The sequence below is a fragment of the Burkholderia sp. AU38729 genome (genome assembly GCF_020419725.1).
Taxonomy (GTDB): domain Bacteria; phylum Pseudomonadota; class Gammaproteobacteria; order Burkholderiales; family Burkholderiaceae; genus Burkholderia.
In genome coordinates, this window is sequence record NZ_JAIZQO010000006.1 from 425,894 (window position 1) to 451,893 (window position 26,000).

23 protein-coding genes are annotated in these 26,000 nt (G+C 68.5%); 16 read left to right on the plus strand and 7 right to left on the minus strand.

The genetic code is table 11. The features are described 5' to 3' along the window. The first annotated feature begins 66 nt into the window (after positions 1–66). On the plus strand, positions 67–273 hold the full coding sequence (locus tag LGM56_RS18735; protein ID WP_226206310.1) for a hypothetical protein: 207 nt from the start codon (positions 67–69) through the stop codon (positions 271–273). On the opposite strand, the gene LGM56_RS18740 is transcribed toward LGM56_RS18735, so the two are convergent. The 3 genes from LGM56_RS18740 to LGM56_RS18750 are packed head-to-tail and all read right to left on the minus strand — an operon-like array spanning position 251 to position 6,533. Next, on the minus strand, positions 251–1,807 hold the full coding sequence (locus tag LGM56_RS18740) for an efflux transporter outer membrane subunit (RefSeq protein ID WP_226206312.1): 1,557 nt from the start codon (positions 1,805–1,807) through the stop codon (positions 251–253). The two genes, LGM56_RS18735 and LGM56_RS18740, sit on opposite strands and share 23 nt — an antisense overlap. A gap of 31 nt (positions 1,808–1,838) precedes the next feature. Further along, positions 1,839–3,245: an efflux RND transporter periplasmic adaptor subunit gene (locus LGM56_RS18745; protein WP_226206315.1), complete on the minus strand. Its 1,407-nt coding sequence runs from the start codon at positions 3,243–3,245 to the stop codon at positions 1,839–1,841. A gap of 48 nt (positions 3,246–3,293) precedes the next feature. Next, complete coding sequence (locus LGM56_RS18750; protein WP_226206317.1) at positions 3,294–6,533, minus strand: efflux RND transporter permease subunit; 3,240 nt, start codon at positions 6,531–6,533, stop codon at positions 3,294–3,296. Between the two features lie 267 nt (positions 6,534–6,800). Between LGM56_RS18750 and LGM56_RS18755 the strand changes: the two genes are divergently transcribed. Next, complete coding sequence (locus LGM56_RS18755) at positions 6,801–7,268, plus strand: MEKHLA domain-containing protein (protein ID WP_226206319.1); 468 nt, start codon at positions 6,801–6,803, stop codon at positions 7,266–7,268. 236 nt (positions 7,269–7,504) lie between these two features. After that, positions 7,505–7,810, plus strand: a complete 306-nt coding sequence (locus tag LGM56_RS18760; protein WP_226206321.1) for a DUF4148 domain-containing protein — start codon at positions 7,505–7,507, stop codon at positions 7,808–7,810. Between the two features lie 71 nt (positions 7,811–7,881). Here the strand turns inward: LGM56_RS18760 and ansP are convergent, their stop codons facing one another. Beyond that, positions 7,882–9,372 carry an L-asparagine permease gene (ansP, locus tag LGM56_RS18765; RefSeq protein ID WP_226206324.1) on the minus strand — a complete coding sequence of 497 codons (1,491 nt, stop codon included), beginning with the start codon at positions 9,370–9,372 and terminating at the stop codon, positions 7,882–7,884. 458 nt (positions 9,373–9,830) lie between these two features. Here ansP and LGM56_RS18770 point away from each other — a divergent pair, with 458 nt between their 5' ends. The 6 genes from LGM56_RS18770 to LGM56_RS18795 all read left to right on the plus strand — a co-directional run bounded on the left by LGM56_RS18770 (position 9,831) and on the right by LGM56_RS18795 (position 13,526). Beyond that, positions 9,831–10,637, plus strand: a complete 807-nt coding sequence (locus tag LGM56_RS18770) for a transporter substrate-binding domain-containing protein (protein ID WP_046546696.1) — start codon at positions 9,831–9,833, stop codon at positions 10,635–10,637. A gap of 89 nt (positions 10,638–10,726) precedes the next feature. Further along, on the plus strand, positions 10,727–11,413 hold the full coding sequence (locus tag LGM56_RS18775; protein WP_226206325.1) for an amino acid ABC transporter permease: 687 nt from the start codon (positions 10,727–10,729) through the stop codon (positions 11,411–11,413). Continuing rightward, complete coding sequence (locus LGM56_RS18780) at positions 11,410–12,060, plus strand: amino acid ABC transporter permease (RefSeq protein WP_089498539.1); 651 nt, start codon at positions 11,410–11,412, stop codon at positions 12,058–12,060. The genes LGM56_RS18775 and LGM56_RS18780 overlap by 4 nt, the downstream gene beginning before the upstream one ends. Further along, entirely contained in the window at positions 12,047–12,796 is a 750-nt protein-coding gene (locus tag LGM56_RS18785; protein WP_089498540.1) for an amino acid ABC transporter ATP-binding protein, read from the plus strand. Before LGM56_RS18780 ends, LGM56_RS18785 begins: the two co-directional genes overlap by 14 nt. Positions 12,797–12,969: 173 nt before the next feature. Then, on the plus strand, positions 12,970–13,260 hold the full coding sequence (locus tag LGM56_RS18790) for a DUF4148 domain-containing protein (RefSeq protein ID WP_226206327.1): 291 nt from the start codon (positions 12,970–12,972) through the stop codon (positions 13,258–13,260). Next, positions 13,257–13,526 (plus strand): hypothetical protein, encoded by a 270-nt coding sequence (locus tag LGM56_RS18795; RefSeq protein ID WP_089498542.1) that lies wholly within the window; start codon positions 13,257–13,259, stop codon positions 13,524–13,526. The genes LGM56_RS18790 and LGM56_RS18795 overlap by 4 nt, the downstream gene beginning before the upstream one ends. A 51-nt stretch (positions 13,527–13,577) precedes the next feature. Here the strand turns inward: LGM56_RS18795 and LGM56_RS18800 are convergent, their stop codons facing one another. Continuing rightward, positions 13,578–13,820, minus strand: a complete 243-nt coding sequence (locus LGM56_RS18800; protein ID WP_226206413.1) for a hypothetical protein — start codon at positions 13,818–13,820, stop codon at positions 13,578–13,580. 484 nt (positions 13,821–14,304) lie between these two features. On the opposite strand from LGM56_RS18800, the gene LGM56_RS18805 reads away from it, so the two are divergent. Genes LGM56_RS18805 through LGM56_RS18815 form a run of 3 tightly spaced genes read left to right on the plus strand, consistent with a single transcriptional unit; the run spans position 14,305 to position 17,544 of the window. Continuing rightward, complete coding sequence (locus LGM56_RS18805) at positions 14,305–15,042, plus strand: YoaK family protein (RefSeq protein ID WP_226206329.1); 738 nt, start codon at positions 14,305–14,307, stop codon at positions 15,040–15,042. A 52-nt stretch (positions 15,043–15,094) separates the two neighbouring features. Continuing rightward, a complete protein-coding gene (locus tag LGM56_RS18810; RefSeq protein ID WP_226206330.1) occupies positions 15,095–16,048 on the plus strand; it encodes a glyoxalase in 954 nt (317 codons plus the stop codon). Positions 16,049–16,062: 14 nt separating this feature from the next. Continuing rightward, the gene (locus LGM56_RS18815; protein WP_226206409.1) at positions 16,063–17,544 is read left to right on the plus strand and encodes an alginate export family protein; all 1,482 of its coding nucleotides are present in this window, start codon (positions 16,063–16,065) and stop codon (positions 17,542–17,544) included. A 176-nt stretch (positions 17,545–17,720) separates the two neighbouring features. Here the strand turns inward: LGM56_RS18815 and LGM56_RS18820 are convergent, their stop codons facing one another. Continuing rightward, positions 17,721–18,002: a XapX domain-containing protein gene (locus LGM56_RS18820; protein ID WP_226206331.1), complete on the minus strand. Its 282-nt coding sequence runs from the start codon at positions 18,000–18,002 to the stop codon at positions 17,721–17,723. A 307-nt stretch (positions 18,003–18,309) separates the two neighbouring features. On the opposite strand from LGM56_RS18820, the gene LGM56_RS18825 reads away from it, so the two are divergent. The 3 genes from LGM56_RS18825 to LGM56_RS18835 all read left to right on the plus strand — a co-directional run bounded on the left by LGM56_RS18825 (position 18,310) and on the right by LGM56_RS18835 (position 21,239). After that, entirely contained in the window at positions 18,310–18,996 is a 687-nt protein-coding gene (locus LGM56_RS18825) for a hydrolase (RefSeq protein ID WP_046546706.1), read from the plus strand. A 166-nt stretch (positions 18,997–19,162) separates the two neighbouring features. Further along, a complete protein-coding gene (locus LGM56_RS18830; RefSeq protein ID WP_039362659.1) occupies positions 19,163–19,330 on the plus strand; it encodes a DUF1427 family protein in 168 nt (55 codons plus the stop codon). Between the two features lie 19 nt (positions 19,331–19,349). After that, positions 19,350–21,239 (plus strand): amidohydrolase, encoded by a 1,890-nt coding sequence (locus tag LGM56_RS18835; RefSeq protein WP_226206332.1) that lies wholly within the window; start codon positions 19,350–19,352, stop codon positions 21,237–21,239. 324 nt (positions 21,240–21,563) lie between these two features. On the opposite strand, the gene LGM56_RS18840 is transcribed toward LGM56_RS18835, so the two are convergent. After that, a complete protein-coding gene (locus LGM56_RS18840; protein WP_226206333.1) occupies positions 21,564–22,484 on the minus strand; it encodes a helix-turn-helix domain-containing protein in 921 nt (306 codons plus the stop codon). Between the two features lie 398 nt (positions 22,485–22,882). On the opposite strand from LGM56_RS18840, the gene LGM56_RS18845 reads away from it, so the two are divergent. Further along, positions 22,883–25,897 (plus strand): ATP-binding protein, encoded by a 3,015-nt coding sequence (locus LGM56_RS18845; RefSeq protein ID WP_226206334.1) that lies wholly within the window; start codon positions 22,883–22,885, stop codon positions 25,895–25,897. The last annotated feature ends 103 nt before the right edge of the window (positions 25,898–26,000 follow it).

Sequence of the window (26,000 nt, forward strand, 5' to 3'; positions counted from 1 at the left end):
TACGTTACGGAAGCAAGCCTTTGCGCTCGGCTCGGACCTCGGGTCCCGGACACAACGGAAAACAACATGGGTTCGCTCTCGGACTACCGCAAGGCAGTCGACCCGCGCGCAAGCGATGGAGAAGACATGGTTCGCGTGACTGACGGTGACATGTCGTGGGGTGACGTCGACGAGCCGTATTACCGACGTGCAGCCTTTCATCCGCCGATTGACGAGTTGGAATGGCGCTACAGCTGCGCGCCTCTCACGTTCAACCGGCCGCCGGCAGCGTGACGGCGGGTTCGGGTCGCGCGGCCGCTGCGGGTTCTTTCTTGCCGGTGTTCGATTCCGCGCCTGATTCTGCACTCGCACTCGCACTCGCCTGCCAGCCACCGCCCAACGCCTTCAACAACCCGACCTCGGCTTCCATTCGCCGTGCATCGATCTGGTCGGCCGTGCGCCGGTTCGTCAGCGCGATCGTCTGTGCGGTCACGACGTCCAGGTAGCTGACGGCGCCTGCATTGAACCGGTTCGTCGTCAGCCGCAGCGACAGGTCGGCCGCGTCGGTCGCGCGTTGCTGGCTGCGTGCCTCCGACGCGAGCGCATCGAGCGACGACAGCTGATCCTCGACCTGCTGGAATGCCACCAGCACGGTTTGCCGGTAATCGGCGACCGCGCCGTCGTATTGCGCATGCGCGCCGCGCAGCGATGCACTGCGGCGCCCGCCGTCGAACAGCGTGCCGGCGAGCTGCGGGCCGAGCGACCAGAACAGGCTCGGTGCGGTGAGCCACGGCGCAAAGAACGAACTTTCGAGCCCGGCGCTCGCCGACAGCACGAGGTCCGGAAAGAACGCCGCGCGCGCCTCGCCGATCTGCGCGTTCGCGGCCGCGACGCGGCGCTCGGCCGCCGCGATGTCCGGCCGCCGCTCGAGCAGTTGCGACGGCACGCCGGGCGGGATGGCCGGCACGTCGTACGACTGCACGCGCGGCGGCAGCGCGAACGTCGACGCGCTTTCGCCGACCAACGTTGCAATCGCATGCTGGCGCTGCGCGCGCGACGCGTCGATGTCGGTGTCCTGCGTGCGGGTCGCTTCGAGCTGCGTGTCGGCCTGCGCGACCGCCGACGCGTCGATCGCACCGGCCGCAAGCTGCTGCTTTAGCAGCGTCAGTGCGTCCGCGTACGCGTGCACCGTGTCGTCGAGCAACTGCTTCTGCGTGTCGAGCGAGCGCAGCGCGAAATAGTCGGTCGCGAGCTCGGCCGTCACCGACAGCTTCACGGCCTGCAGGCCGGCCGCGCTCGCGGCGGCGTTCGCCTGCGCGCCCGCCACCGCATCGCGCACGCGGCCGAATACGTCGGGCTCCCAGCTCGCGGCCACGCCGGCCTGATAGTCGGGCGTGGTCTTGCCGGCCAGCGACGAGCCGAGCCGGTTCTGCGACACGCGTGCGCGGCTTTGCGCGGCGCCCGCGGTGATCGTCGGCAGGAAGCCCGCATGCTGGTAGTCGACCATCGCGCGGGCCTGCTGCAAATCGGCGAGCGCTTTCTTCACCGTCTGGTTCGATACGTCGACGCGTGCTTCGAGCGCGTTCAGGTCGGCGTCGCCGAACACGGTCCACCATGCGCCGCGCGCGTCGGCGTCGGCCGGCATCGCGACGTGCCAGCCGGCTTGTGCAGGCGGTGCGGCCGGTGCGCCCGCGTAGTGCGCCGGTACGGCGACCGCGGGCGGTGAATACGGCGGCAGCGTCGTGCAGGCGGTCAACGCGGCCAATGCCGCGGCGGCGCCGAGCGCGACGGCGCGGCGGGCGAACGGGAGCGGATGAGCGAGGCGCATGGCGGATATCTCGTCAGGGGTTTTCGATAGGTCAGCCGCGTGCGGGCGCCGAGGCGGGTGTCGATGCGGCCGGCGCTGCGCCGCTCGCGCGCATCGGCGGCATGCCGCCCGCACCGCTCGCGGGCGCGGGTTGCGCGCGTTGCACCGACGAAGCGGCAACCGGTGCCCCCGCGTGCGTGATCGACACGATCGTCACGACTTCGCCGGCGGTGATCGCATCGCCCGGGTTGTCGATCACGCGATCGCCTGCCGCGAGCCCCGAGACGATCTCGACGCGTGTGCCGAAATCGCGCCCGATCTGCACGCGCTTGAGCGCGGTGCGTCCGTCGGCGGCGACGGTCGCCACCGTCACGCCGTCCGGCCGGAACAGCAGCGCGCTGACGGGCAGCTCGAACGCGGGCGCGGCGCTCGCGACGACGAGGTGCGCCTGCGCATACGCACCGGGCAGCAGCGCGCCGTCGGCGTTGTCGACGTCGATTTCGACGCGCAGCGTGCGCGTGACCGGATCGATCGCGCCGGCCGTGCGGGCGACGCGCGCGGCAAAGTGCCGCCCCGGATACTGCTGCGTGGTCAGGTAGACCGGCGTGCCGGTCGAGACGTCGGCCGCGCTGTCCTGCGGCACGTCGACGAACACGCGCAGCGTGCCGGTCTGCTCCAGATGGAACAGCTCGCCGGACAAGCCGGGACTGCCCGGCGTGCCGCCCGCGGTGACGAGCGTGCCGACGTCGACGTTGCGCGCGGTGATCACGCCGTCGAACGGCGCGCTGACCGCTTCGTACGACACCAGCTCGTTCAGGTGCGCGACGTTCGCCTGCGCGGACGCGAGCATCGCACGCTTCGCGTTCATGTCGGCCACCTTCGTGTCCGTATCCTGCTGCGACACCGATTGCGACGTCAGCATGTCCTGCCAGCGCTGCGCGGTCGATTTCGCATAGTCGTAGTTCGCCTGCGCGGTGGCCGCGTCGGCGCGCGCCTGGCGCAACTGCGCATCGAGATCGGGCGCGGCGATCCGCGCGAGCGGCTGGCCGGCCTTCACGTGCGTGCCGAGATCCGCGCTCCAGTGCGCGATATAGCCGCTGGTGCGCGCATAGATCGACGCTTCCGCGAACGGCATCACCGAACCGGGTAGCGTCAGCGTCTGGTCGGCGGGCGCCGTGCCGGGCGCGATCACCGATACCGGCAGCGCTTTCTGCGCGGCCACCTGCGCGCTCTGCGCGGCGCGCGCATCGATACGCGGCACGATACCGGTCGCGAGTAGTACGGCGGCGAGCGCGACGGCGGCGAGCGGCACGGTCAGTCGACGGGCGCTTCGGCGGTGCGGCGCGTCGGGCGCCGCCTCGCGGGAGCCGGGCGGGACGGCCGCGCGTTCGATCGTGCTTCCGGCAGGGTGGGCCGCGTCGGCGGCCGGCGGGGCGAGGGGTTCGATCGAGTCGTTCATGATGGGGGCTCGAGGTTGGACGAATCGGATGAAAGGGCGGCGGCGCGATCAGCCCAGCGCCGGCGTATCGGCGGTGCGCTGCGCGCGCCGTGCGGCCGCGGCCTCGCGACGCCGGTCGAGCCATGCGTGGACGAAGCCGAACACGACCGGCACGAACAGCAGCGTCGACACCGTGCCGAACGCGAGCCCGCCGATCACCGCGCGGCCGAGCGGCGCGTTCTGCTCACCGCCGTCGCCGAGGCCGAGCGCCATCGGCAGCATCCCGATCAGCATCGCGAGCGCGGTCATCAGCACCGGGCGGAAGCGGCTAAACCCGGCGTCCAGCGCGGCCTGCCACGGCGGCGCGCCGCCGGCGAGCAGTTCGCGCGCCGTGTTCACGACGAGGATGCTGTTCGCGGTCGCGATGCCGATGCACAGGATCGTGCCCGTCAGCGCAGGCACGGACAGCGTCGTGCGTGTGACGAACAGCATCCACGCGATGCCGGCGAGCGACGCGGGCAGGCCGCCGACGATCACGAGCGGGTCGAGCCACGACTGGAAATTGACGACCATCAGCAGGTAGACGAGCGCGACCGCGAGCACGAGGCCGCCGAGCAGTCCGGTGAACGACTCGTGCATCGCCTGCACCTGGCCGCGCAGCACGATCGACGAGCCGGGCGGCAGTTGCGCGCGGGCTTCGTCGACGAGTGTCGTCACGTCGGCGGTGACGCCGCCGAGGTCGCGCCCCTGCACCGACGCGAAGAGGTCGAGCACCGGCTGCACGTTGTAGTGCGACACGACCGCCTGCTGCGTCGTGCGCGAGAAGCTGCCGAGCGTGCCGAGCAGGTTCTGCGCGGGTGCGCCGGCCGCCGGGCCGCCGGCCGGCGTCTGCGGCGCGCGGGCGGTGCCGGCGGGCAGCGGCACGTTCGCGAGCGCCTGCAGCGAATTCACCGTGTATTGCGGCGTCTGCACGAGCACCGGGTAGCTGACGCCGTTGCGCGGATCGAGCCAGAAGTTCGGCGTGGTCTGCGAGCTGCCGGACAGCGCGATCAACAGGTTCTGCGCGACGTCGCGCTGCTGCAGCCCGGCCAGGATCGCCTTCGTGCGGTCGACGTTCACGTCGATCGCCGGTTCGTCGCCGGGTTGCTGGATGCGCGCGTCGACGAGGCCGCGCACGCCGCGCAGCTTCGCGAGCAGCGCGTTCGCGACCGCGCGGTTCGGGTCGAGCTGGTTGCCGACGATCTGGATGTCGATCGGCGCGGGCAGCCCGAAATTGAGGATCTGGCTGACGATGTCGGCCGGCAGGAACGCGAACGTCACGCCGGGGAACGACTGCGCGAGCACGTTGCGCAGCGTCGCGACGTACGCAGCCGTGGACGCATGGTTCGGCTTCAGCGTGATCAGCACGTCGGCGTCGCCGGCGCCGATCGGGTCGGACGCGTCGTACGTGAGGTTGATCCCGCTCACCGGCACGCCGATGTTGTCGAGCACGCCTGCGAGTTCGGTCGTCGGAATCACGTTGCGGATCTTTGCTTCGACTTCGTCGGTCAGCCGTGCGGTTTCCTCGATCCGCGTGCCGGTCGGCGCGCGCAGGTGCAGGCGGATCTCGCCGGTATCGACCGACGGAAAGAAGTCCTGGCCGGCGAACGCGAACAGGCCGGTCGATGCGATGCAGGCGAGCAGGAACGCGGCCGCGAAGCGGCGGCGCCGGGCGATCGCCGCGGCGAGCAGCGTGCGATAGCGCAGCCGGACGGCCTCGAAGCGATGTTCGAACGCGGCCTGGAAGCGCACGAAGCGGGCGAACACGCCGCGCGGCGGCCGGCCGTGGCCCTTTGCGCGCATCAGCGCCATCGCGAGCGTCGGCACCAGCGTGCGCGAGAAGAAGTACGACGCGATCATCGCGAAGATCACCGCTTCGGCCAGCGGCACGAACAGGTAGCGTGCGACGCCGGTGAGCAGGAACATCGGCACGAACACGATGCAGATCGACAGCGTCGACACGAAGGTCGGCACCGCGATTTCGCCCGCGCCGGTCAGAATGGCCTCCTCGAGCGGCGCACCCCGTTCGAGATGATGCGTGATGTTCTCGATCGCGACGGTCGCGTCGTCCACCAGGATCCCGACCGCGAGCGCGAGCCCGCCGAGCGTCATGATGTTGATGGTCTGGCCGAGCACGGCGAGTGCGAGCAGCGACGAGAGCACCGCGAGCGGGATCGTGATCGCGATGATCAGCGTCGCGCGCCAGCTGCCGAGGAACAGCAGGATCATCAGCGCGGTCAGGCAGGCAGCGATCAGCGCTTCGCGCACGACACCCTGGACCGCCGCCTTCACGAACACCGACTGGTCGTCGAGCGGCGAAATGTGCAGCGCCTTCGGCAGCCCGGCCGCGATCTTCGGCAGCATCGCCTTCACCTGGTCGATGATCGTCAGCGTCGATGCACTGCCCGTTTTCTCGACGGTCAGCAGCGCCGCGCGCTTGCCGTCCACGCGCACGATGTTGGTCTGCGGCGCGTAGCCGTCGCGTACATGAGCGACGTCGCGCACATAGACGACGTTGCCGCCGATCGTCTTCACCGGCAGGTCGTTCAGCGCGGCCACCGTCTGCGTGCTGCCGTTCATCTGCACGTCGTACTCGTGCGTGCCGATCTTCGCGGTGCCGCCGGGCAGGATCAGGTTCTGCGCGTTGATCGCGTTCACCACGTCGATCGGCGCGAGGCCCTTCGCCTGCAGCGCACGCGTGTCGAGATCGACGACGATCTGGCGGATCTTGCCGCCGAACGGCAACGGCACGGCCGCGCCCTGGACGGTCGCGAGCTGCGTGCGGATGAAGCTGTTGCCGAGGTCGTACAGCTGCTGCTCGGCGAGCGTGTTGCTCGACAGCCCGAGCTGCAGGATCGGCACCGTCGACGCGTTGTACGTGATGATGTTCGGCGGCAGCGTGCCGGGTGGCAGGATGCGCAGGATCGACGCGGCGTTGCTCGAGGCTTCCGCGATCGCGCGATTGATGTCGGCGCCCGGGTGGAAGAAGATCTTCACGACCGACACGCCGTTCAGCGATTGCGATTCGATGTGCTCGATGTCGTCGACGTCCGACGTGAGCGCGCGTTCGTAGTTCGACGTGATGCGCTTGGCCATGTCTTCGGCGGAGAAGCCGTTGTATGACCAGACGATGCTGACGACCGGAATGTCGATGTTCGGGAAGATGTCGGTGGGGGTGCGCAGCAGCGCGAGCGGCCCCGCGATGAAGATCAGCAGCGCGAGTACGACGAACGTGTAGGGCCTGCGTAACGCCAGCCGGACGATCCACATGATGGTGCTCCTCGAAGCGGGGAATGGACGCGCATTCGATGCGACGAGCACGCAGTCTGCCGGCGCGGCGTTGACCCGACCCTGACTCGAAGATTACGAAACCGTTATCTGCGCCGGCACGGCGGCAGCGGCCGTGCGGCGGGCCGCGCGGCGCGATGCGGGCTGGCCAAACACGCGCCGCCGACGGCGGGGCGCCGCTTCATCCATAATGTCCGGCGGCAAACCTTCGCTCATTCGCGTATCTCGCCGATTTCAGGAGCCAGACCGATGTCGTTGCGCACCGATGCAAACTTCTTCCTTCTTCTTGCCGACTCGTATCGCCGGCTCGTGAACCGCCCGCTCGTGCCCGACGGCATGAGCGCCTCCGACGGCGCCGCGTGGCTGTACGAAGCGGCGCCGTTCGGCATCCTGGCGCACGACGTGTCGGCCGATCCGGTGTTCGTGTACGGCAACCGGCGCGCGCAGGCGATTTTCGAATACGACTGGGATGAACTGACGGCGTTGCCGTCCCGTCTGTCGGCGGAGCCGATGGAGCGACACGAGCGCCAGGTGTTTCTCGACAAGGTGATGCGCGATGGCTTCGTGGCCGAATACCGCGGCGTGCGCGTGACGAAATCCGGCAAGCGGTTCTGGATCGAACGCGCGACGGTGTGGCAACTAATCGACGCGGAGGGCATCGTGCACGGCCAGGCCGCGATGATTCCGGAAGTAAGGCCGCTCGACGCGCCCGCATGAACGCGACGATCGACTGGCACGCGCGTCGCGTTGAGGGCCCGCGCCGCGTGCGGCGAACCGGGGCGGCCCGCCCACGACGGACGCGAGCGCTCAGATAACAAAACCGTAATCGAAGCCTCACCTTCAGGAAAGCGCGCGAATCGCAGAATGAATCCAACTCTTCATCACATCGATGGGGAGCGGATGTCCGGCCTGATCCGCGGACGCGAACACGCCATCATTGAGAGGTGAACATCATGAACAACCTGATTCGTGCAGTCCTGCTTTCCTGCGCACTGAGCGCACCGATCGTCGCATTGGCGCAAACCACCGACCATGCGCTCACACGGGCCGACGTGCGCGCCGATCTCGTCCGCGTCGAACAGGCCGGTTATCGGCCGATCAGTAACGATCCGAACTATCCCGAGGACATCCAGGCCGCCGAGGCGAAGGTCGCCGTGCAGCAAGCGCAATCGGCCGCCGCACCGAGCGTCGCCGCAAAGCGCACTGATGCGCAATCGCTCGCGTCGCTCGACGAGCGCCAACTGTACGACCATCACTGAGCATGGTTGGCGACCGCCGTCCGCGGCTCGACGGCGGTGCCTTCAACGGACGGCACGCATGCCGTAGCGAGTCAGTCGTCGCCTTTCTCGAGCACGTTCTGCGTGAGCGCGATCGACGGAATCGTCGGCTTGAGCAACGCGCGGCGCGCGCGACGGCTCAGCCATTTCCAGCCGGCCACGAGCAGCAGCGCGACCAGCGGGATCGAGGCGATCGTCCAGGTCCCGTTCGGATAGTCGAATGCCATCAACACCAGCACGCCGAGCAGGAACAGCAGCGTGAGCCACGACGTCACGGGCGCGCCGGGCATCCTGAACGATACGTCCTCCACGTCGCCGCGCCTGACCGCGGCGCGGAACTTCATCTGGCACACGACGATGAAGCCCCATGTGCTGATGATGCCGAGCGACGCGATGTTCAGCACGATCTCGAACACGCTCGACGGCACCAGATAGTTGAGCAGCACGCCGACCACATAGATCGCGACCGTCACCAGAATGCCCGCGTACGGAACGGATTGCCCGCTCATCCGCGCGAGGAACGCGGGGGCCGAGCCGCCCATCGACAGCGAACGCAGAACACGCCCCGTCGAATACAGGCCGGAGTTGAGGCTCGACAGTGCGGCGGTGAGCACCACCAGGTTCATCACCGAGCCGATGCCCGGCACGCCGAGCGCGCCGAAGAACGTGACGAACGGGCTCTGGCCCGCCTTGTACGCACTCCACGGCAGCAGGCAGACCAGCAGAACGACGGATGCGACGTAGAAAATCGCGATGCGCCAGATCACGTTGTTGATCGCGCGCGGCAGCACCTTGCGCGCATCCTTGCATTCGCCGGCGGCCGTGCCGACCAGTTCGACGCCCGCGAACGCGAACACCACGCCCTGCACCAGCACCAGCGCCGGCATCAGTCCGTGCGGAAAGAACCCGCCGTTGTCGGTGATCAGATGCAGGCCGGTGCCATGGCCGGCCACCGGCATGCCCGTGCCGAGGATCGCCGCGCCGATCACGAGAAACAGCACGATCGCGGCGACCTTGATCAGCGCGAACCAGAACTCCATTTCCGCGAACCATTTCACGCCGATCAGGTTCATCGTCGCGACGATGCACAGCGCGACGAGCGCGAAGATCCACTGCGGCACGGCCGCGAACGGCGCCCAGTAATGCATGTAGAGCGCGACGGCGGTGATGTCGACGATGCCGGTCATCGCCCAGTTCAGGAAGTACATCCAGCCTGCGACGAACGACGCCTTCTCGCCGAGGAATTCGCGTGCGTACGACACGAAGCTGCCGCTGCTCGGGCGATGCATCACGAGCTCGCCGAGCGCGCGCAGGATCAGGAACGAAAACGCGCCGCAGACGAGATAGACGATCGCGAGCGCGGGGCCGGCGGCCTGCAGCCGGGCGCCGGCGCCGAGAAACAGCCCGGTGCCGATCGCCCCGCCGATCGCGATCATCTGCACCTGTCGATTGCCGAGGGTCTTGTGATAGCCGGCTTCGTGCGATTCGAGCCAGCTGCGTTTGTCGGTTTCGCCGGTTGTCGACGGGTCGGGAATCGATGCCATGACGGGTTCCTCGCGCAGGGAGGGGATGGGATTCGTCCCGGTCGCGGACGATCGGGACCACCGGTACCGGAGGTCCGGCGCGCGCAATCGAGCGCGCCCGTCCAGATTGCGGTTCGTCGGACGTGACGAAAGGCACGGTACGTCGCGAACGTAGTCAGCCGTAATTCCGGTCACAAACGGAATGCAAATTTGGACTGGGCCTGTTCGAATCCATGCATAGGGTGTCGGCGCCGGGTGAACCGGATAGGTAATTTGGTGCGCCGGCGCGCGCTGCGGGGGCAACCGTTACCGATGGCGCTGGTTCGTGCACCGAAATGAGGAATCCGGCGCATCGAAATTTCCGTCTGGCGCCGGTGCGGCAAGCGTTTCACGGCGATGGCCCGGTTTTTGCTGGAATGGTGTCGGCCGCGCAATCGTTGCGCGCTGCCCGACGACATACCAGACAAGGAAGATTCACCGTGAGCCCGACGACCCGACCGTTCCCCCGACGCACCTGGCTGGCTGCGCTGCTCGCCGCCCCCGTGATCGCGCTGTTCGCCGCCGCGCCGGCCCACGCCGATGCGCTCGACACCATCGCGAAAAACGGCACGCTGCGCGTCGCGGTGCCCGAGGACTATCCGCCGTTCGGTTCGGTCGGCACGGACATGCAGCCGCAGGGCTACGACATCGACATGGCAGGCCTCCTCGCCAAGGCGCTCGGCGTCAAGTTGAAGCTGGTGCCCGTGAACAGCGCGAACCGGATTCCGTACCTGACGACCAACAAGGTCGACATGGTGATTTCGTCGCTCGGCAAGACCCCGGAGCGCGAGAAGGTCATCGATTTCTCGAGCGCGTACGCGCCGTATTTCCAGGGCGTGTTCGGGCCGTCCGACGTGAAGGTGAGCGCGCCCGCCGACCTCACCGGCAAGACGGTCGGCGCGACGCGCGGCGCGCTCGAGGAGATCGCGCTGTCGCAGCTCGCGCCGAACGCGACGATCAAGCGCTTCGAGGACAACAACGCGACGATCCAGGCGTTCCTGTCGGGGCAGGTGCAACTGATCGCGGCTGGCAACATCGTCGCGGCGGCGATTCTCGCGAAGAATCCGCCGCGCCGCCCCGAGGTCAAGTTCGTGATCAAGAATTCGCCGTGCTTCGTCGGCGTCAACAAGAACGAACCGCGCCTGCTCGCGAAGATCGACGATGCGATCGCGCATGCGAAGCAGGACGGCTCGCTCGGCGAGCTGTCGCGGAAGTGGCTCGGCCAGCCGCTGCCGGCCGGGCTGTGACGTATCGCAGTGCAGCCTGACACGTCGCCGCGGCCGGGATGCCCGGCACGGCGCGTGTCGTTGTCCGAACCCGAATTCATCCGTTTCCCATGAGCTACCAGCTTCAATTCGGCGAACTCGCCGATTACGCCGGCGTGTTCGCGAGCGGCGCGGCGATGACGCTCGCGCTGACCGCGGTCGCGACCGTGCTGGGCGTAGCCGTCGGCGTGCTCGGCGCGGCCGCGTACAGCGCCGACGCGCGCGCGGCCGTGCGGTTGCGCCCGCTGATCGGCGCGTACGTCGAGGCGATTCGCAATACGCCGTTCGTCGTCCAGCTGTTCTTCATCTTCTTCGGCTTGCCGGCGCTCGGCGTGCACATCGACGAGTACGCGGCCGCGATCCTCGCGATGACGCTCAACCTCGGCGCGTACTCGGTCGAGATCGTGCGCGCAGGCGTGGCCGCCGTGCCGAAAGGGCATCTGGAGGCGGCGTCCGCGCTGGCGATGTCGCGCGCGCAGATGCTGCGCCACGTCGTGCTGCCGCAGGCGCTCGCCAAGGTGTTTCCCGCGCTGTCGAGCCAGATCGTGATCACGATGCTGGGTTCGGCGGTCGTGTCGCAGATCTCGGTGGCCGATCTGACCTATGCGGCCGGCTACATCCAGTCGCGCAACTTCCGTGCATTCGAGACGTACTTCGTGATCACGCTCGCGTATCTGGCGATGGCGCTGCTGATGCGCGCCACGCTCGGCGCGATGGGCCGCCGCCTGTTCTCCCGCCGCGTGCGAGGTGCGCGATGACCGATTTCACGTTCGGGCAGATTCTCGCGAACCTGCTGCTGGCCGCGCGCTGGACGATCGTGCTGTCGATCGTGTCGTTCGTATCCGGCGGCCTCGTCGGCCTCGGGCTGCTCGTGATGCGCGTGTCGAATTCGACGGCGCTGCGCGGCATCGCGAAGCTCTATATCGAAGTGTTCCAGGGCACGCCGTTGCTGATGCAACTGTTCATCGTGTTCTTCGGCCTGCCGCTCGCCGGGCTCGACGTGCCGCCGTGGGTCGCGGCCACGGCGGGGCTCACGTTCTTCACCAGCGCCTATCTGGCGGAGATCTGGCGCGGCTGCGTCGAGGCGGTGCCGAAAGGGCAGTGGGAGGCGTCGGCCAGCCTGGCGATGAGTTATGTCGAGCAGTTGCGTCACGTGATCCTGCCGCAGGCCGCGCGCATCGCGATCGCGCCGACGGTCGGCTTCGGCGTGCAGGCGGTGAAGGATACGGCGCTCGTGTCGATCATCGGCTTCACCGAGCTGACGAAGGTCGGTATCGCGATCTCGAACGCGACGTTCCGGCCGTTCGTCGTGTATGGCCTCGTCGCGCTGATCTATTTCGCGCTCTGCTATCCGCTTACCCGTTATGCGCGCACGTTGCAAAGGAGATGGCATGCCGCTCGTTGAAACCCGGGGTCTCGAAAAGAACTTCGGCACCCATCATGTGCTCAAGGGCATCGACCTGTCCGTCGAGCGCGGGCAGGTCGTGTCGATCATCGGCCGCAGCGGCTCGGGCAAGAGCACGCTGCTGCGCACGCTCAACGGGCTCGAGAGCATCGACGCGGGCACGATCTCGGTCGACGGCGAACGCGTCGATGCACGGCATGCGGACTTGCGTGCGCTGCGGCTGAAGGTCGGCATGGTGTTCCAGCAATACAACCTGTTTCCGCACCTGAGCGCCGGACAGAACGTGATGCTCGCGCAGTCGGTGGTGAAGAAGGCGCACCGCCAGCAGGCGCGCGCGATCGCGGAGCTGATGCTCGAGCGCGTCGGCCTCGGCGACAAGTTCGACGCGTTTCCGGAACACCTGTCGGGCGGCCAGCAGCAGCGCGTCGCGATCGCGCGTGCGCTCGCGATGAAGCCGAGCGTGCTGCTGTGCGACGAAATCACGTCGGCGCTCGATCCCGAGCTCGTCGGCGAGGTGCTGGGCGTGATCGAGCAACTCGCGCGCGAGGACATGACGCTGATCATGGTCACCCACGAGATGAACTTCGCGCGTGCGGTGAGCGACAGGATCGTGTTCATGCACCAGGGCCGCGTGTGGGAGAGCGGGACGGCCGACGAGATCTTCGAGCGTCCGCAGACGGTTGAATTGACGCGGTTTCTCGGCAGCGTGCGGCACCCGGAAACGGTTGCGCGCTGACTGACACGGCCGTGCGGCCGGGCCGCGACCCGATGACAAGACCGTAATCGAAGCCTCACCTTCCGGAAAGCGCGCGAATCGCAGAATGGACACCACTCCTCATCGCATCGATGCGGAGCGGATGTCCGGCCTGATCTGCGGACGCGAACACGCCATCTCGAGAGGTGAACGTCATGAACGACCTGATTCGTGCAGTCCTGCTTTCCTGCGCACTGAGCGCACCCATCGCCGCATTCGCGCAAACCGCCGACCCTGCGCTCACCCGCGCCGACGTGGTCGCCGACCTGATTCAGGCGGAGCGCGACGGCACGCTGCCGACGTCGAACTGGGACTATCCGCCGAGCGCGCAGACGATCGCGCGCAATCGCGAGCTGTATGCGATCGCGCACGGCGAGCCGCGCACCGCGACGGCGAGCGTGGGAACGCCCGCGGCGGCGCCCGTCTCGACGGCGAGCGCGCAATGAAGCGGGCCACGGTATCGGCACGCGTGGCGGCCCTGGCGCTCGCCGCGTGGTGCGCGGCGCAGGGCGCGCCGGCCGCCGCGCGCGGCCAGCCGCAACTGCCCGACGACGATGGCGGGCGCGCCAGCGTGCTGCGCGCGCTCGATCCGTCGAGCGAGGCGCTGCGCCGGCCCGCCGACACGCGGCCGGCCCACGTTCAAGCTGCACCCATCCGGCGGGCGCCCAGCGCGATGCCGCGCGCGGCGATCACCGCACCCGCGGCGCGCTGACGGGCGTCCCAGCCCGCCAGCGCGGCGTCGAACCCGCGGCCTTGGCCGACGTCACGCAGCGCTTGTGCGAGGCCGAACGCATCGTCCGCCGCTTTCGCGACACCGGCCGCCGCGGCTGTCCAGGTCGTGCGGTGATTGCTCGAATACGCTGGCGTCCCAGCCGGTTGCGCGCAGGGCGGTCGCGGCGAACCGCGCGCCGACCGACCCGCCGACCGACCCGCCGACCGACCCGCCGACCGACCCGCCGACCGACCCGCCGACGATGACGGCCTTGCGGCCCGATCCGTGTTCCATCCGATGTCTCCCGATGATGGCCGAGCATAGGGCAAGCAACGGACGCAGCGGTTGAATCGTTCTGAAGCGGCCTGCGTGACAGCGCGACAGCGCGACAGCGTGACGCGTGCGCCGCCGCTCAGCCGCGGCGGGCGTTTGGCGGGGGTGGCGGAGGAGCGGGAGGCCACGCGTTGCAGTGCGGCCGGCGTGCCGTTCAGGAACGCGTCGACCTGCCGTTCGATTTCGGCGTCGGGATCGTCGGGCACCGCCACTCCGCATACCCGCTTGCGCACGCCGAGAGGGAAGAGGCTCGCGCGCAGGCTCCAGCCCCGTTCGATTCGCGCGTTGCGCTGCGCTTCCGCCGCCGGCGTTGCTTCAGAAAAATTCAGTTCGCCGCCATGACTTTCAGGCGCACGTCCCCTAGTCTTGCTACCGAACCGCCGCATGGGCCGGCCGCGCAGGTTCAGGGCGCGGACTGCGCCGGCAAAATCATGGAAACCACGACATGCAACCTGGACAAGTAACGGCCGCCGGCGCGGCCGCGCCCGATCGCCTGCCCGGCGAGGACGTCTTTCTCGCGTCGATCGCAGGCTATGTCGACACGCTCGGCTTCGTCGCGCTGTTCGGCCTCTTTACCGCCCACGTGACCGGCAACTTCATCCTGATCGGCTCGGGCCTGGCCGGGGTCGGGCAGGGGCTGCTGATCAAATGGCTCGCGTTTCCGGCCTTCATCGGCGGGATCGTGGCCGCCCGCCTGCTCGACCACCGGATGCGCGTGCGCGGTCACGGCGCGCGGGCCGGTTCGCTGTACGCGTTGCAGGCGATCCTGCTCGCCGGCTTCATGTTCGCGGGGATCGCGGCGTCGCCGATCGGCAGCGCCGACGCGCCCGCGACGATCGTCTGCGGGCTGCTCGGCGCGGCGGCGATGGGCGTGCAGAACGCGCATGGCCGGCTGACCGCGCGCGCGGTGGTCGCCAACACGGTGATGACCGGCAACGTCACGCAGGCCGTCATCGATGCCTTCGACTGGCTCGTGCCGATCGCCGCGCCGGCCGAACGGGACGCCGCCCGCGCGCGGCTGCAGCGCACGCTGCCGCCGGTGGCCGGTTTCGCGCTCGGCGCGGGCGCCGGCGCGACGGCGTACCTGTATGCCGCGTTCTGGGCGCTCGCGCTGCCGCTCGCGGTGCTGGGCTTTCTCACGTATCGATCCGCACGCTTGGCCGAGCTGCCCGCCTCGCGCTGAACCCGTTTTCGCGCGCGGCGTGCCGCTGCGCGCCACCTTCAAGGAGAACCCGATGATTTCACTGAACCTGCGCCATGTGCTGCGCATGACGACTGCGTCGACGGCGCTGCTCGCCGCGTTGCTGGCGGCCGCCCCGTCGCATGCCGACGAAACGCATCTGGACGACACGGCGCGCCAGCCGGCCGCCGCGCGCTTCCCGGCGGTCGCGGTCGGCCCGCAGTACGACACGACGCACGTGTGCGTCGCGCCGGAAGACTTCGACCGCTTCACCGACAGCTTCGTCGCGACGTTCGGCGGCAAGAAGTCGAAGCAGGGCGTGTTCCAGGTCACGCCGACGCCGAGCCAGACGATGTCGCAACTGGTGCTCACGCCGGTCGGCACCATCTCGGTGTTCGGCTTCAAGACGCCGATCCCGTATCCGTTCTGCGAGGAGCGCACCGGCTATCTGGTGACCGACATGGACGTGGCCGTGAAATCGGCGCGCGCGCATGGCGCGGACGTGGTCGTCGCGACGTTCCCCGATCCGATCGGGCGCGACGCGATCATCCGCTGGCCGGGCGGCGTGAACATGCAGCTGTACTGGCACACGCAGGCGCCGAGTTACGACCCGCTGCAGACGGTGCCGGAAAACCGCGTGTACGTGTCGCCGGAACGCGCGGGCAAGCTCGCGCACGACTTCGCCGCGTTCTCGCACGGCAAGATCGTGTCGGACGTGCGCAAGGCGCCGGGCATCGAGATCGGCCGGCCGAACGACACCTACCGCCGCATTCGTATCGAATCGGGCTTCGGCAAGATGACCGTGCTCGCGACGGACGGCCATCTGCCTTTCCCGTTCGGGCGCGAAATGACCGGCTATGAAGTCGCCGACCTGGCCACGACGCTGAAGCAGGCGGAAGCCGCGGGCGTGACCGTGCTCGTGCCGCCGTTCACGTCGGACGGCCGCGACGCGGCGCTCGTGCAGTTCCCGGGCGGCTACGTCGCCGAAATCCACGCACGGTCGAAATAACGGTGCGCCGGCCGATCAAACCATCGTGGCGCGGCGCGCTGCCGGGCGTCGTGCTGGCCGGCGGCGTCGCGCTGCATGCCGGGACGGCGGCCGGTGCCGATGCGGCGGCCGCAGCAGCCGCAGCAGCACCCGCCGCTCAGCCGCAGGCGCCGGCGGCAGCGAGCGCCGCCGTGGCGTGCACCGCGAAGCGTCCGACCGTGCTGTTCAACCGCTGGCAGGAGGACTGGTCGGTGCTCGCGAACCCTTGCGTGCCGCGCAAGTCGTTCGACGCGCTGAAATACGTGCCGCTCGGCGACGACCCGTCGACCTACCTGTCGCTCGGCGCGAACCTGCGCGAGCGCTTCGAGCTGAACAACGCGCCGCTGTTCGGCCTCGGCTCCGCGCACGACGACAACTACCTGATCCAGCGCACGAACGTGCACGCGGACCTGCGCTATCGCAGCCATCTGCAGGCGTTCGTGCAGTTCGTCGATGCGCGGCCGTTCGGCAAGAATACGGTCGGCCCGGTCGACAAGGACCAGCTCGACATCGAGCAGGCGTTCGTCGCGTATGTCGACCAGATCGGCCCCGGCACGTTGAAGACGCGGGTCGGCCGGCAGGAGATGGCGTTCGACTTGCAACGCTTCGTGTCGGTGCGCGACGGCCCGAACGTGCGGCAGGCGTTCGACGCGCTGTGGGCCGATTACGAAATCGGCAAGTGGCGGCTGATCGGCTACGTGACGCGCCCGGTGCAGTATCGCGACGCCGCCGCGTTCGACGACGTGTCGAACCGGCACCTGCGATTCGACGGCGTGCGCGTCGAGCGCAACGGCACGGGGCCCGGCGACCTGTCCGCGTACTGGTCGCGCTACACGCGCGACAACGCGCGCTTTCCGGATGCGTCGGGCACCGAGCGGCGCGACGTGTTCGACATGCGCTATGCGGGCAAGGCCGACGGGCTCGACTGGGACGTCGAGGCGATGCTGCAGACGGGCCGCGTCGGGCAGGACACGGTGGGCGCGTGGGCGTTCGGCGCGTTGGGCGGCTATACGTTCGCGAAGACGGCCGGCACGCCGCGCATCGGGATCCAGATTGACGGCGCGTCGGGCGATGCTCACCCGGGCGACCGGCGCGTGGGCACGTTCAACCCGATGTTTCCGAACGGTTATTACTTCACGCTCGCAGGCTATACGGGATACAGCAACCTGATCCACGTGAAGCCTTCGCTGACGTTCAAACCGGCGAGCACGGTCACGGTGCTCACCGCCGTCGGCTTCCAGTGGCGGCAGACGACCGCCGATGCGATCTATGGGCAGGGCATGTCGGCCGTGCCGGGCACGGCGGGCAAGGGCGGTGCGTGGACAGGGATGTACGCGCAGGCTCGCGTGGACTGGCTCGTCAATGCGAACACGGCCCTGGCGGTCGAGGCGGTGCACTTCCAGCTCGCCGATTCGATTCGCGCGCTGGGCGCGCGTAATGCCGACTATGTCGGCGTGGAAGCGAAGTTCGGTTGGTGACGCGGCGCGCGCCGCCGCTTCTGTCAGGGCGGCGCGCGCGTGACCGAACGACGCCACGCACGGGCAGGTCGCCAACGGCCTGCGCGCAGACGCCGTTCACGCAGGCGATTGACGAACATCTGGAAACACACGCGAGCGCCTCGACCGTCCTGGTCGCATTCGCTCGAACCTTCCGATCACAGCGGTGTCGATTCGCGGCGCTTCGCGGCAGCGTCAGTTGCATGGGCGCCGGGCAGCGCACCGAACATGTGCTGGCTGCACTTCGCGTCGCGCCATGCGGTTCCCAGCCGGATTCCGCTGAACACGCGTCGCGCCAGCGGAAGAATCTGTTCGCCGGCCAGAATGCCGAGCAGGCCCACCAGGGCGACGGCGGGCGGCGCCGGCGATTGCACGCCGATCAGCGCATAAACGATGCCGGCGAGGATGCCGGCGAACAGCGAAGCAGAGTACGATTTCATAGGTTTGAAATGACGTGACGGCAGTGAAAAATATGGATAACTACCAATATGGCGTCGATCCTAAAGTCGTGGATCAGCCTATCAGTTCTGCATGCTCGTTGTGAGTGTATTCAATGAAATTCAGATCTTTTCAGTCTGGATTTATAAAGGCCGCGAGAATCAGAACTATTAATTGGTGCGGTCGCAAATAAGCCTGTTGAATGACGCAGGCCGGCTGCCGAGTCTTCCGATCCAGCGCATACGACGCGTCGCGGATTCGTCGGCCCGGCGAGCCTTATTTCTCCCTGCGTCAAAGGACATCACCGCCATGAGCAACCCGAAGCTTGAAGTACTTACCCCGCACAACAGCCAACTGATCTTCATCGACCAGCAGCCGCAGATGGCATTCGGCGTGCAGTCGATCGATCGCCAGACGCTGAAGAACAACGTCGTCGGGCTCGCGAAGGCCGCGAAGGTCTTCAACATCCCGACCACGATCACGACGGTCGAAAGCGACAGCTTCTCCGGTCACACGTATCCGGAGCTGCTCGACGTGTTCCCGAACCAGAAGACGCTCGAACGCACGTCGATGAATTCGTGGGACGACCAGAAGGTGCGCGACGCACTGGCCGCGAACGGTCGCAAGAAGGTGATCGTGTCCGGTCTGTGGACCGAAGTCTGCAACACGACGTTCGCGCTGTGCGCGATGCTCGAAGGCGACTACGAAATCTACATGGTCGCCGACGCGTCGGGCGGCACCACGCAGGCCGCGCACGACTTCGCGATGCAGCGCATGGTGCAGGCGGGCGTCGTGCCGGTCACGTGGCAGCAGGTGCTGCTCGAGTGGCAGCGCGACTGGGCGCACCGCGAGACGTACGACGCCGTGATGGCGATCGCGAAGGAGCATTCGGGCGCGTACGGGATGGGCGTCGACTACGCGTACACGATGGTCCACAAGGCCGCGCCGCGCACCGCGACGCCGCACGAGTCGATCGCGCCCGTTCCGGCGAAGTAAGCGCGGACGGCCCGCGATCGCTGATGCCGGTGCGGCGGGTTCGAGGCGAACGCGCCGCATTGGCTCCCTTGCGCGGGCGGCGGACGGGACCGAAACACGCATGCCGCCCGCGGCAGGCTGATCGGACCACGGCCGCCGCATTCGAAATTTCCGGGAGATTTATCGCATGGAACCTTATCTGGTTTCCCTTGGTGCGGGCCTCTTGATCGGCGTGATTTACAGCGCGATCAAGGTTCGCTCTCCCGCACCGCCGCTGATTGCGCTGGTCGGGTTGCTCGGCATGCTGATTGGCGTGCAAGCGTTGCCCACCGTGAAACAGCTGCTTGGCTTCTGATCAACAAGAGGTGATGCATATGACCGCAACCGTGACCCAACCGGATCTGATCCTGCATAACGGCAGATTCACGACGCTCGACCGCGCGAACCCCGTCGCGACGGCGGTCGCGATTGCCGCCGGCCGCTTCGTCGCCGTCGGCAGCGACGCGGACGTGATGCCGCTCGCGGGCCGCGCGACGAAGGTGGTCGATCTCGGCGGCCGTGGCGTACTGCCGGGTCTGATCGACAACCACTGCCACGTGATTCGCGGTGGGCTGAACTACAACATGGAACTGCGTTGGGACGGCGTGCCGTCGCTCACGGTCGCGATGGACATGCTCAAGCGCCAGGTGGCCGTGACGCCCGCGCCGCAGTGGGTCCGCGTGGTCGGCGGTTTCACCGAGCATCAGTTCGTGGAGAAACGGCTCCCGACGATCGACGAACTCAATGCCGCCGCGCCGGACACGCCGGTTTTCATCCTGCACCTGTACGATCGCGCGTTGCTGAACGCGGCCGCGCTGCGGGTGGTCGGTTACACGAAGGACACGCCGGAGCCGCCGGGCGGGACCATCGTCCGCGATGCCGCCGGCAACCCGACCGGCCTGCTGCTTGCGAACCCGAACGCGACGATTCTCTACGCGACGCTCGCGAGGGGCCCGAAGCTGCCGTTCGAGTATCAGTACAATTCGACGCGCCATTTCATGCGCGAGCTGAACCGGCTCGGCGTGACGGGCGTGATCGACGCGGGCGGCGGCTCGCAGAATTATCCCGACGACTACGAGGTGATCCGCAAGCTGCACGACTCGGGCGAGATGACGATCCGGATCGCCTACAACCTGTTCACGCAGAAGCCGAACGCGGAGAAGGAAGACTTCGTGAACTGGACGAAGAGCGTCAAGTACCACGACGGCACCGACTATTTCCGCAATAACGGCGCCGGCGAGATGCTGGCGTTTTCCGCGGCCGACTTCGAAGACTTCCGGGTGGCACGCCCGGACCTGCCCGACCAGATGGAGGATGATCTCGAGGGCGTCGTTCGCGTGCTCGCGGAAAACCGTTGGCCGTGGCGCATGCACGCGACCTATGACGAGACCATCAGCCGCGCGCTCGACGTGTTCGAAAAGGTGAACCAGGACATCCCGCTCGACGGGCTGAACTGGTTCTTCGATCACGCGGAAACGATCTCGGAACGCTCGATGGACCGCATCGCCGCGCTCGGCGGCGGCATCGCGGTGCAGCACCGGATGGCGTACCAGGGCGAATACTTCGTCGAGCGCTACGGCGCGCAAGCCGCGGAGGCGACGCCACCGGTGGCGAAGATGCTCGGCAAGGGGCTCAAGGTCTCGGCCGGCACCGACGCGACCCGCGTCGCGTCGTACAACCCGTGGGTGTCGCTTGCATGGCTCGTCACCGGCAAGACGGTCGGCGGCCTGCGGATGTACCCGCAGCGCAACCTGCTCGATCGGGAGACGGCACTGCGCATGTGGACCGAGTACGTGACGTGGTTCTCGAACGAAGAGGGCAAGAAAGGGCGCATCGCGGTGGGGCAGCTGGCCGACCTGGTGGTCCCGGATCGCGATTTCTTCGGGTGTGCCGAGGACGACATCGCCGGCACGACGGCTTTGCTCACGGTCGTGGGCGGAAAGATCGTGTGGGGCGCGGGGCCGTTCCAGTCGTACGACGCGCCGATCCCGCCGGCGATGCCCGACTGGTCGCCCGTGCGCGAATTCGGCGGCTATGGCGGCTGGGGCGCGACGCAGCGCGCCGGCGCGCCGCTGCAACGGGCGGCCGCCGCTGCGATGTGCGGTTGTGCGAACGCATGCAACGTTCACCAGCACGCGCACGCGAGTGCATGGGCGAGTGCGCTACCGACGTCCGATGCAAAGGGCTTCTGGGGCGCGTTCGGGTGCTCCTGCTGGGCGGTCTGACATGGCGACGCGGACCCATTGCGACTGCCCGACGTGGGCCCGTGCGCTTCATCGCCCTTGACGCTGTTTGCGAGCCCCTGGGACTCATCGGCGGGCTGGTCCTCGCCACTTGTGCTCAACCAGGGACGAGACCCGGCCGGCAGTCGTCCCGCCATTCGGTGACGATACGACGACCGGGATAAAGCGATGAGCCCGCTCCCTCCTCCAAAAAGGTGGATGGAGCGGGCTGACGCCGCAATATGTCGGATCGGACAGAGGGCGGCATGAACCTCGATTGAACAATCGGCCGGGCTATCGGCGCACGACCGCGACCGCGCAGAGGCTTCAGCGCGAGCGTGCGCGCCGCCACGCGCCGGGCGGATGGCCGACGATCCGCGCGAAGATGCGGTTCAGATGGCTCTGGTCCGCGAAGCCGCACGCGATCGCGATGTCGGCGAGCGTCATGTCGGAGGTCTCGATCAGTTCGCGCGCACGCGTCACGCGCTGTTCGAGCAGCCACTGGTGCGGCGTGCGGCCGGTGGTGCGCGAGAATGCGCGAATGAAGTAACCGCGCGACAGGTCGCATTCGGTCGCCACTTCCTCGATCGATACGCCGAGATCCGCCTTTTCCAGCAACAGCTCCTGCGCGCGCGCCAGTTTCGCCGGCGACAGGCTGCCCTTGTGGTCGAGTTCGCGCGTGCGCGCGTTGCCGTAACGGCGCACGAGGTGCGTGCCGATCGCGAGCCCCACCTGCTCGATGAACAGCGCGTTCAGCGGGCCGGGCGCGTCGAGGCTGTCGGCCACCGCGTGCGCGAGATGGCCGAGCACCGGATCGCGCACGTCGGGGCGGCACGTGAGGCCGCCGATTGCCTGCCCGCCGAGCTCCGGGCCGACGCGCTCGAGATACGCATGCGGCAGCTCGACCAGCACGAAGTCGAAGTTGCCGTACAGGTCCGCATGGAAGTGGCGCGAGAAATCGCGAATGTAGATCGAGTGATGCTGGAACCGGCGTTCGCTCGCGCCGGCGCGCCCGTAAAGCGTGCGGCGATGGCCGGCGGCCAGCGACACGCCGACCAGGAAGCCGCGGTCGCACGCGGGCATGTCGATGTGTTCCACGTGCGCGTCGCGCATGCATTTGCGGTGAAGCCGCAGGCCGCCGGTGGCGGTCTCGACATCCTTCGACAGCAGGCTGGCCACGCAGCCGAGCGTGTCCTTCGGCGGTGGCGGCGGGGATACCGCCGGCGCTGCGGTAACGGAGTCTGACATGGAATTCCCGGGCAAGTGACTCGGCGCGCGAAATGGCGAGTCCAGTTTAGCGACGCATGTGAACATTCAAAATGAATTTGCACAAACGTCCGCTCGCGAATCTGACGAATTGCTTTCAATGACGGCGCACGGCCGCCGCATCGCCCGTCACGACAGGCGTACGAGCGGCCCGGAAGCGTATCGCGCCCTACTTTTTCATGCAAGCGAATGCGCCGATCGCGTGATCCGGCCGCTGTCCACAGCGCATTTTCCTTCAAGATTTTCGTCGCGCGCCCGTCTACACTCGGCCCGTAATTCAACAGTGTCCGGCCGGCGCCACGGTGCGCCGGGGCCGGACATCCTGCCGGGTGGACTGCCGCGTTCACCGGGCGGTCATCCTGAGGGACCCGGAGGCGGCCATGATCCAGATCGGAACGTTGTCGGTGGATTTCGAGCAGCGCGACATTCGCCGTCAGGGCGCGTCGCTGCGCATCGGTGCACGCGCGCTCGACATTCTCGAAGTCCTGCACCGCGCGAGCGGGGCGGTCGTGTCGAAAGACGACATCATGGACGCGGTCTGGCCAGGCCTGATCGTCGAGGAAAACCGCCTTCAGGTGCATGTGGCGACGCTGCGCAAGGCGCTCGGCACGAGCCGCGATCTGATCAAGACGGTGCCCGGGCGCGGCTACCTGCTGGTCGCGTGCGCGTCGCCCGGCCCGGAACCGATGCCCGCGGCCGACACGCCGGCCGCCGTCCCGGCTGCCGTACCGACCGATGCCCGCGCGTCGTTGCTGCCTGCGCCGCTCGTCGGACGCGACACCGAAATCGCGCAGATCGTCGAGATGCTCGAACGCACGCCGGTCGTCACGCTCGTCGGCGCGGGCGGGATCGGCAAGACGAGCCTCGCCGTACGCGTGGCCCACGCGGTGCGCAGCCGCTCGCGCGAGCGCGTGCTGTTCGTGGAGCTGGCGCGCGCGGGGACGCGCGCCGACATGCTGATCGCCGTCGCGGCCGAACTCGGCCTGGACACGCAGCGCGTGCCCGCCATCGTGGACATCGGCGCCGCATTCGCGGCGTCGCGCTACCTGCTCGTGTTCGACAATGCCGAGCACATCGTCGATCTCGTCGCGAGCCTCGTCGAAACGCTGACGTCGTGCGCCGGCTCGCTGCGCGTCCTCGTGACGAGCCGCGAGCCGCTGCATATCTCGGCCGAAGCGGTGCTGCGCATGAGCCCGCTCGCGGTGCCCGGCGACGACGCGCGCACCGACGAGATCGTGCGTTGCTCCGCCGTCGAGCTGTTCCTGGAACGGGTTCGCACGGCCGCGCCGGATTGTCCGGTCGACGAAGCCGGCATGCGGCTGATCGCCGATATCTGCCGGCGGCTCGACGGGCTGCCGCTCGCGATCGAACTGGCCGCGGCGCGCGTCGCGACGCTCGGGCTCGCGGTCGTCGCGTCGCGGCTGGACGACCGGCTGAACCTGCTGACCGGCGGGCTGCGCTCGGCGCTGCCGCGTCATCAGACGCTGCGGGCGACCTTCGACTGGAGCTACGTGCTGCTCGACCCGGCCGCGCGTGCGCTGTTCCGCCGGATGGGATGCTTCATCGGGCCGTTTACGTTCGATGCCGCGCACGCGGTCGCCACCGAGCCCGGCACATCGGCCGCGGACATGATCGCGGTGCTCGGCGAACTGGTCGCCAAGTCGCTGGTGACCGTCGAGTTCCACGGCGCATCGGCGCGGTACCGGCTGACCGAGTCGACGCGCGCGTATGCGCTGGAAAAACTGCACAACGAGGGTGAGTTCGAGCGCATCGCGGCGCGTCACGCACGATACGAGCGCGAGCAAGGGCAGGGATACGAGCACGGGCACGCGGCGGCGAGCGTGGACGCGGCGCGGCGCAACGATGGGGGCGCCGAAGCACCGAACGACGCATCAGCGGAGGTGGGCACCGGGGCACTGAACGACGTGACAGCCGATGCGGTCACGGCAGTGCCGAACGACGCACCAGCCGATGCATCGACCGACGCGCTCGTCCTGGCCGCCGACGCAACGCCCGTGCCCGAAGCGGAACGCCTGGCGCGCGCGCTGCTGGAGCCGTCACGGATGCACGAATGCGCGGCGCGGGCGCGCCAGGTGCTCGCCGCTTTCGACACGGCCGCGGCCGACCCGGTCGATGCCGCGCGCGAGATGCGGTTGCGCGCGGCCTGCGCGTCGGCACTGCTGCATACGGACGGCGACGTCGTGGCCGCGGCCGCGATGTGGGACCGCACGCTCGGTCTGGCCGCCCAGGTCGGCGACGATACGTTCGATGCGCGCGCGCTGGTCGGACAGTGGCATACGATGCTGACGCTGTCGGACATTCACGAATCGCTGCGTTACGCGACCCGCTTCGAGCGCGCGGCCGAGCGGCGCGGCGACCGCGCGCAGCGGCTTCTGGCCAACGCGATGGTCGCCACGTCGCTGCACTACTTCGGCGAGCACGCGCAGGCGCGCGAGCGGCTCGAAGCGGCGACGGCCGAACTCGGCGCGGTGGGCGAGCCGCCGTGCGCGCAGGCCGCGCTCGGCGTCGACATGACCACGCTCGCGCGCACGATGCTCACGCGGCTCGTGTGGATTCAGGGCGACCCCGACCATGCGATGCGCATCGCCGCGCAAGCGGTCGAGTGCGCGCGCCGCGGCCCGTCCGCGCTCGCGCTGTGCGTGGTGCTGGGGGCGGCCGCCGTGCCGATCGCACTGCGCTACGGCGACCACGACATCACGTCCGACTATCTCGCGACGCTGCGCGCGACCGCGAGTGCGCACGGCTTCGACATCTGGCGCAATCACGCGGAATGCCTGACCGGCCAGTTCGACATCCAGGCCGGTCATCCCGGCGCGGGCCTCGCGCGGCTCGAACCCGCGCTGCGGCGTGTCGAGGCGAGCGGATTCCGGCGGCTGCTCGCCCCGTTGAACGTCGCGTATGCGGAGGGCCTCGTGCGCGTCGGCCGCGCAAGCGAGGCGCGCACGCGGCTCGATGCGACGCTCGCGCGCTGCCGTGCGCACGGCGAGCATCTGTTCGTGCCGGAACTGCTGCGCGTGACGGGTATCGCGATGCTCGAACAGGCACGGATTGCGGCCCCGGATGTCGCGCTCGCGTACGAGGCCGACGGCCATCGTCATCTGCAGATGGCGATCCAGACCGCGAATGGGCAGGGCGCCGCGATGTGGGCGCTGCGCGGCGCGCTGGATCTCGCCGATCACCTGATCGAGCGCGGGCGCACCGCGCACGCGTCGACGCTGGTCGCCGGCGTTGCGCGGCACTTCGATCCGCATTCGCGCGCCCATGATGTGCGGCGCTTGTTGCGTGTGCAGAATTTCGTCCGCCAGGACATGCCGCCGCCGTCCCGCCCGCCTGCGCGCCACGACGCCGCCGACGCGGCGCAGCAGGCCGCATAGCGATGCGCGAGTTCCAGGCAACAGCGCGACTGCGCGATCGCGGGATGCGTGCCGATGCGCGCGACGCAGCCATGTTCCGTCGTTCGACGACGCGCCGCACGCG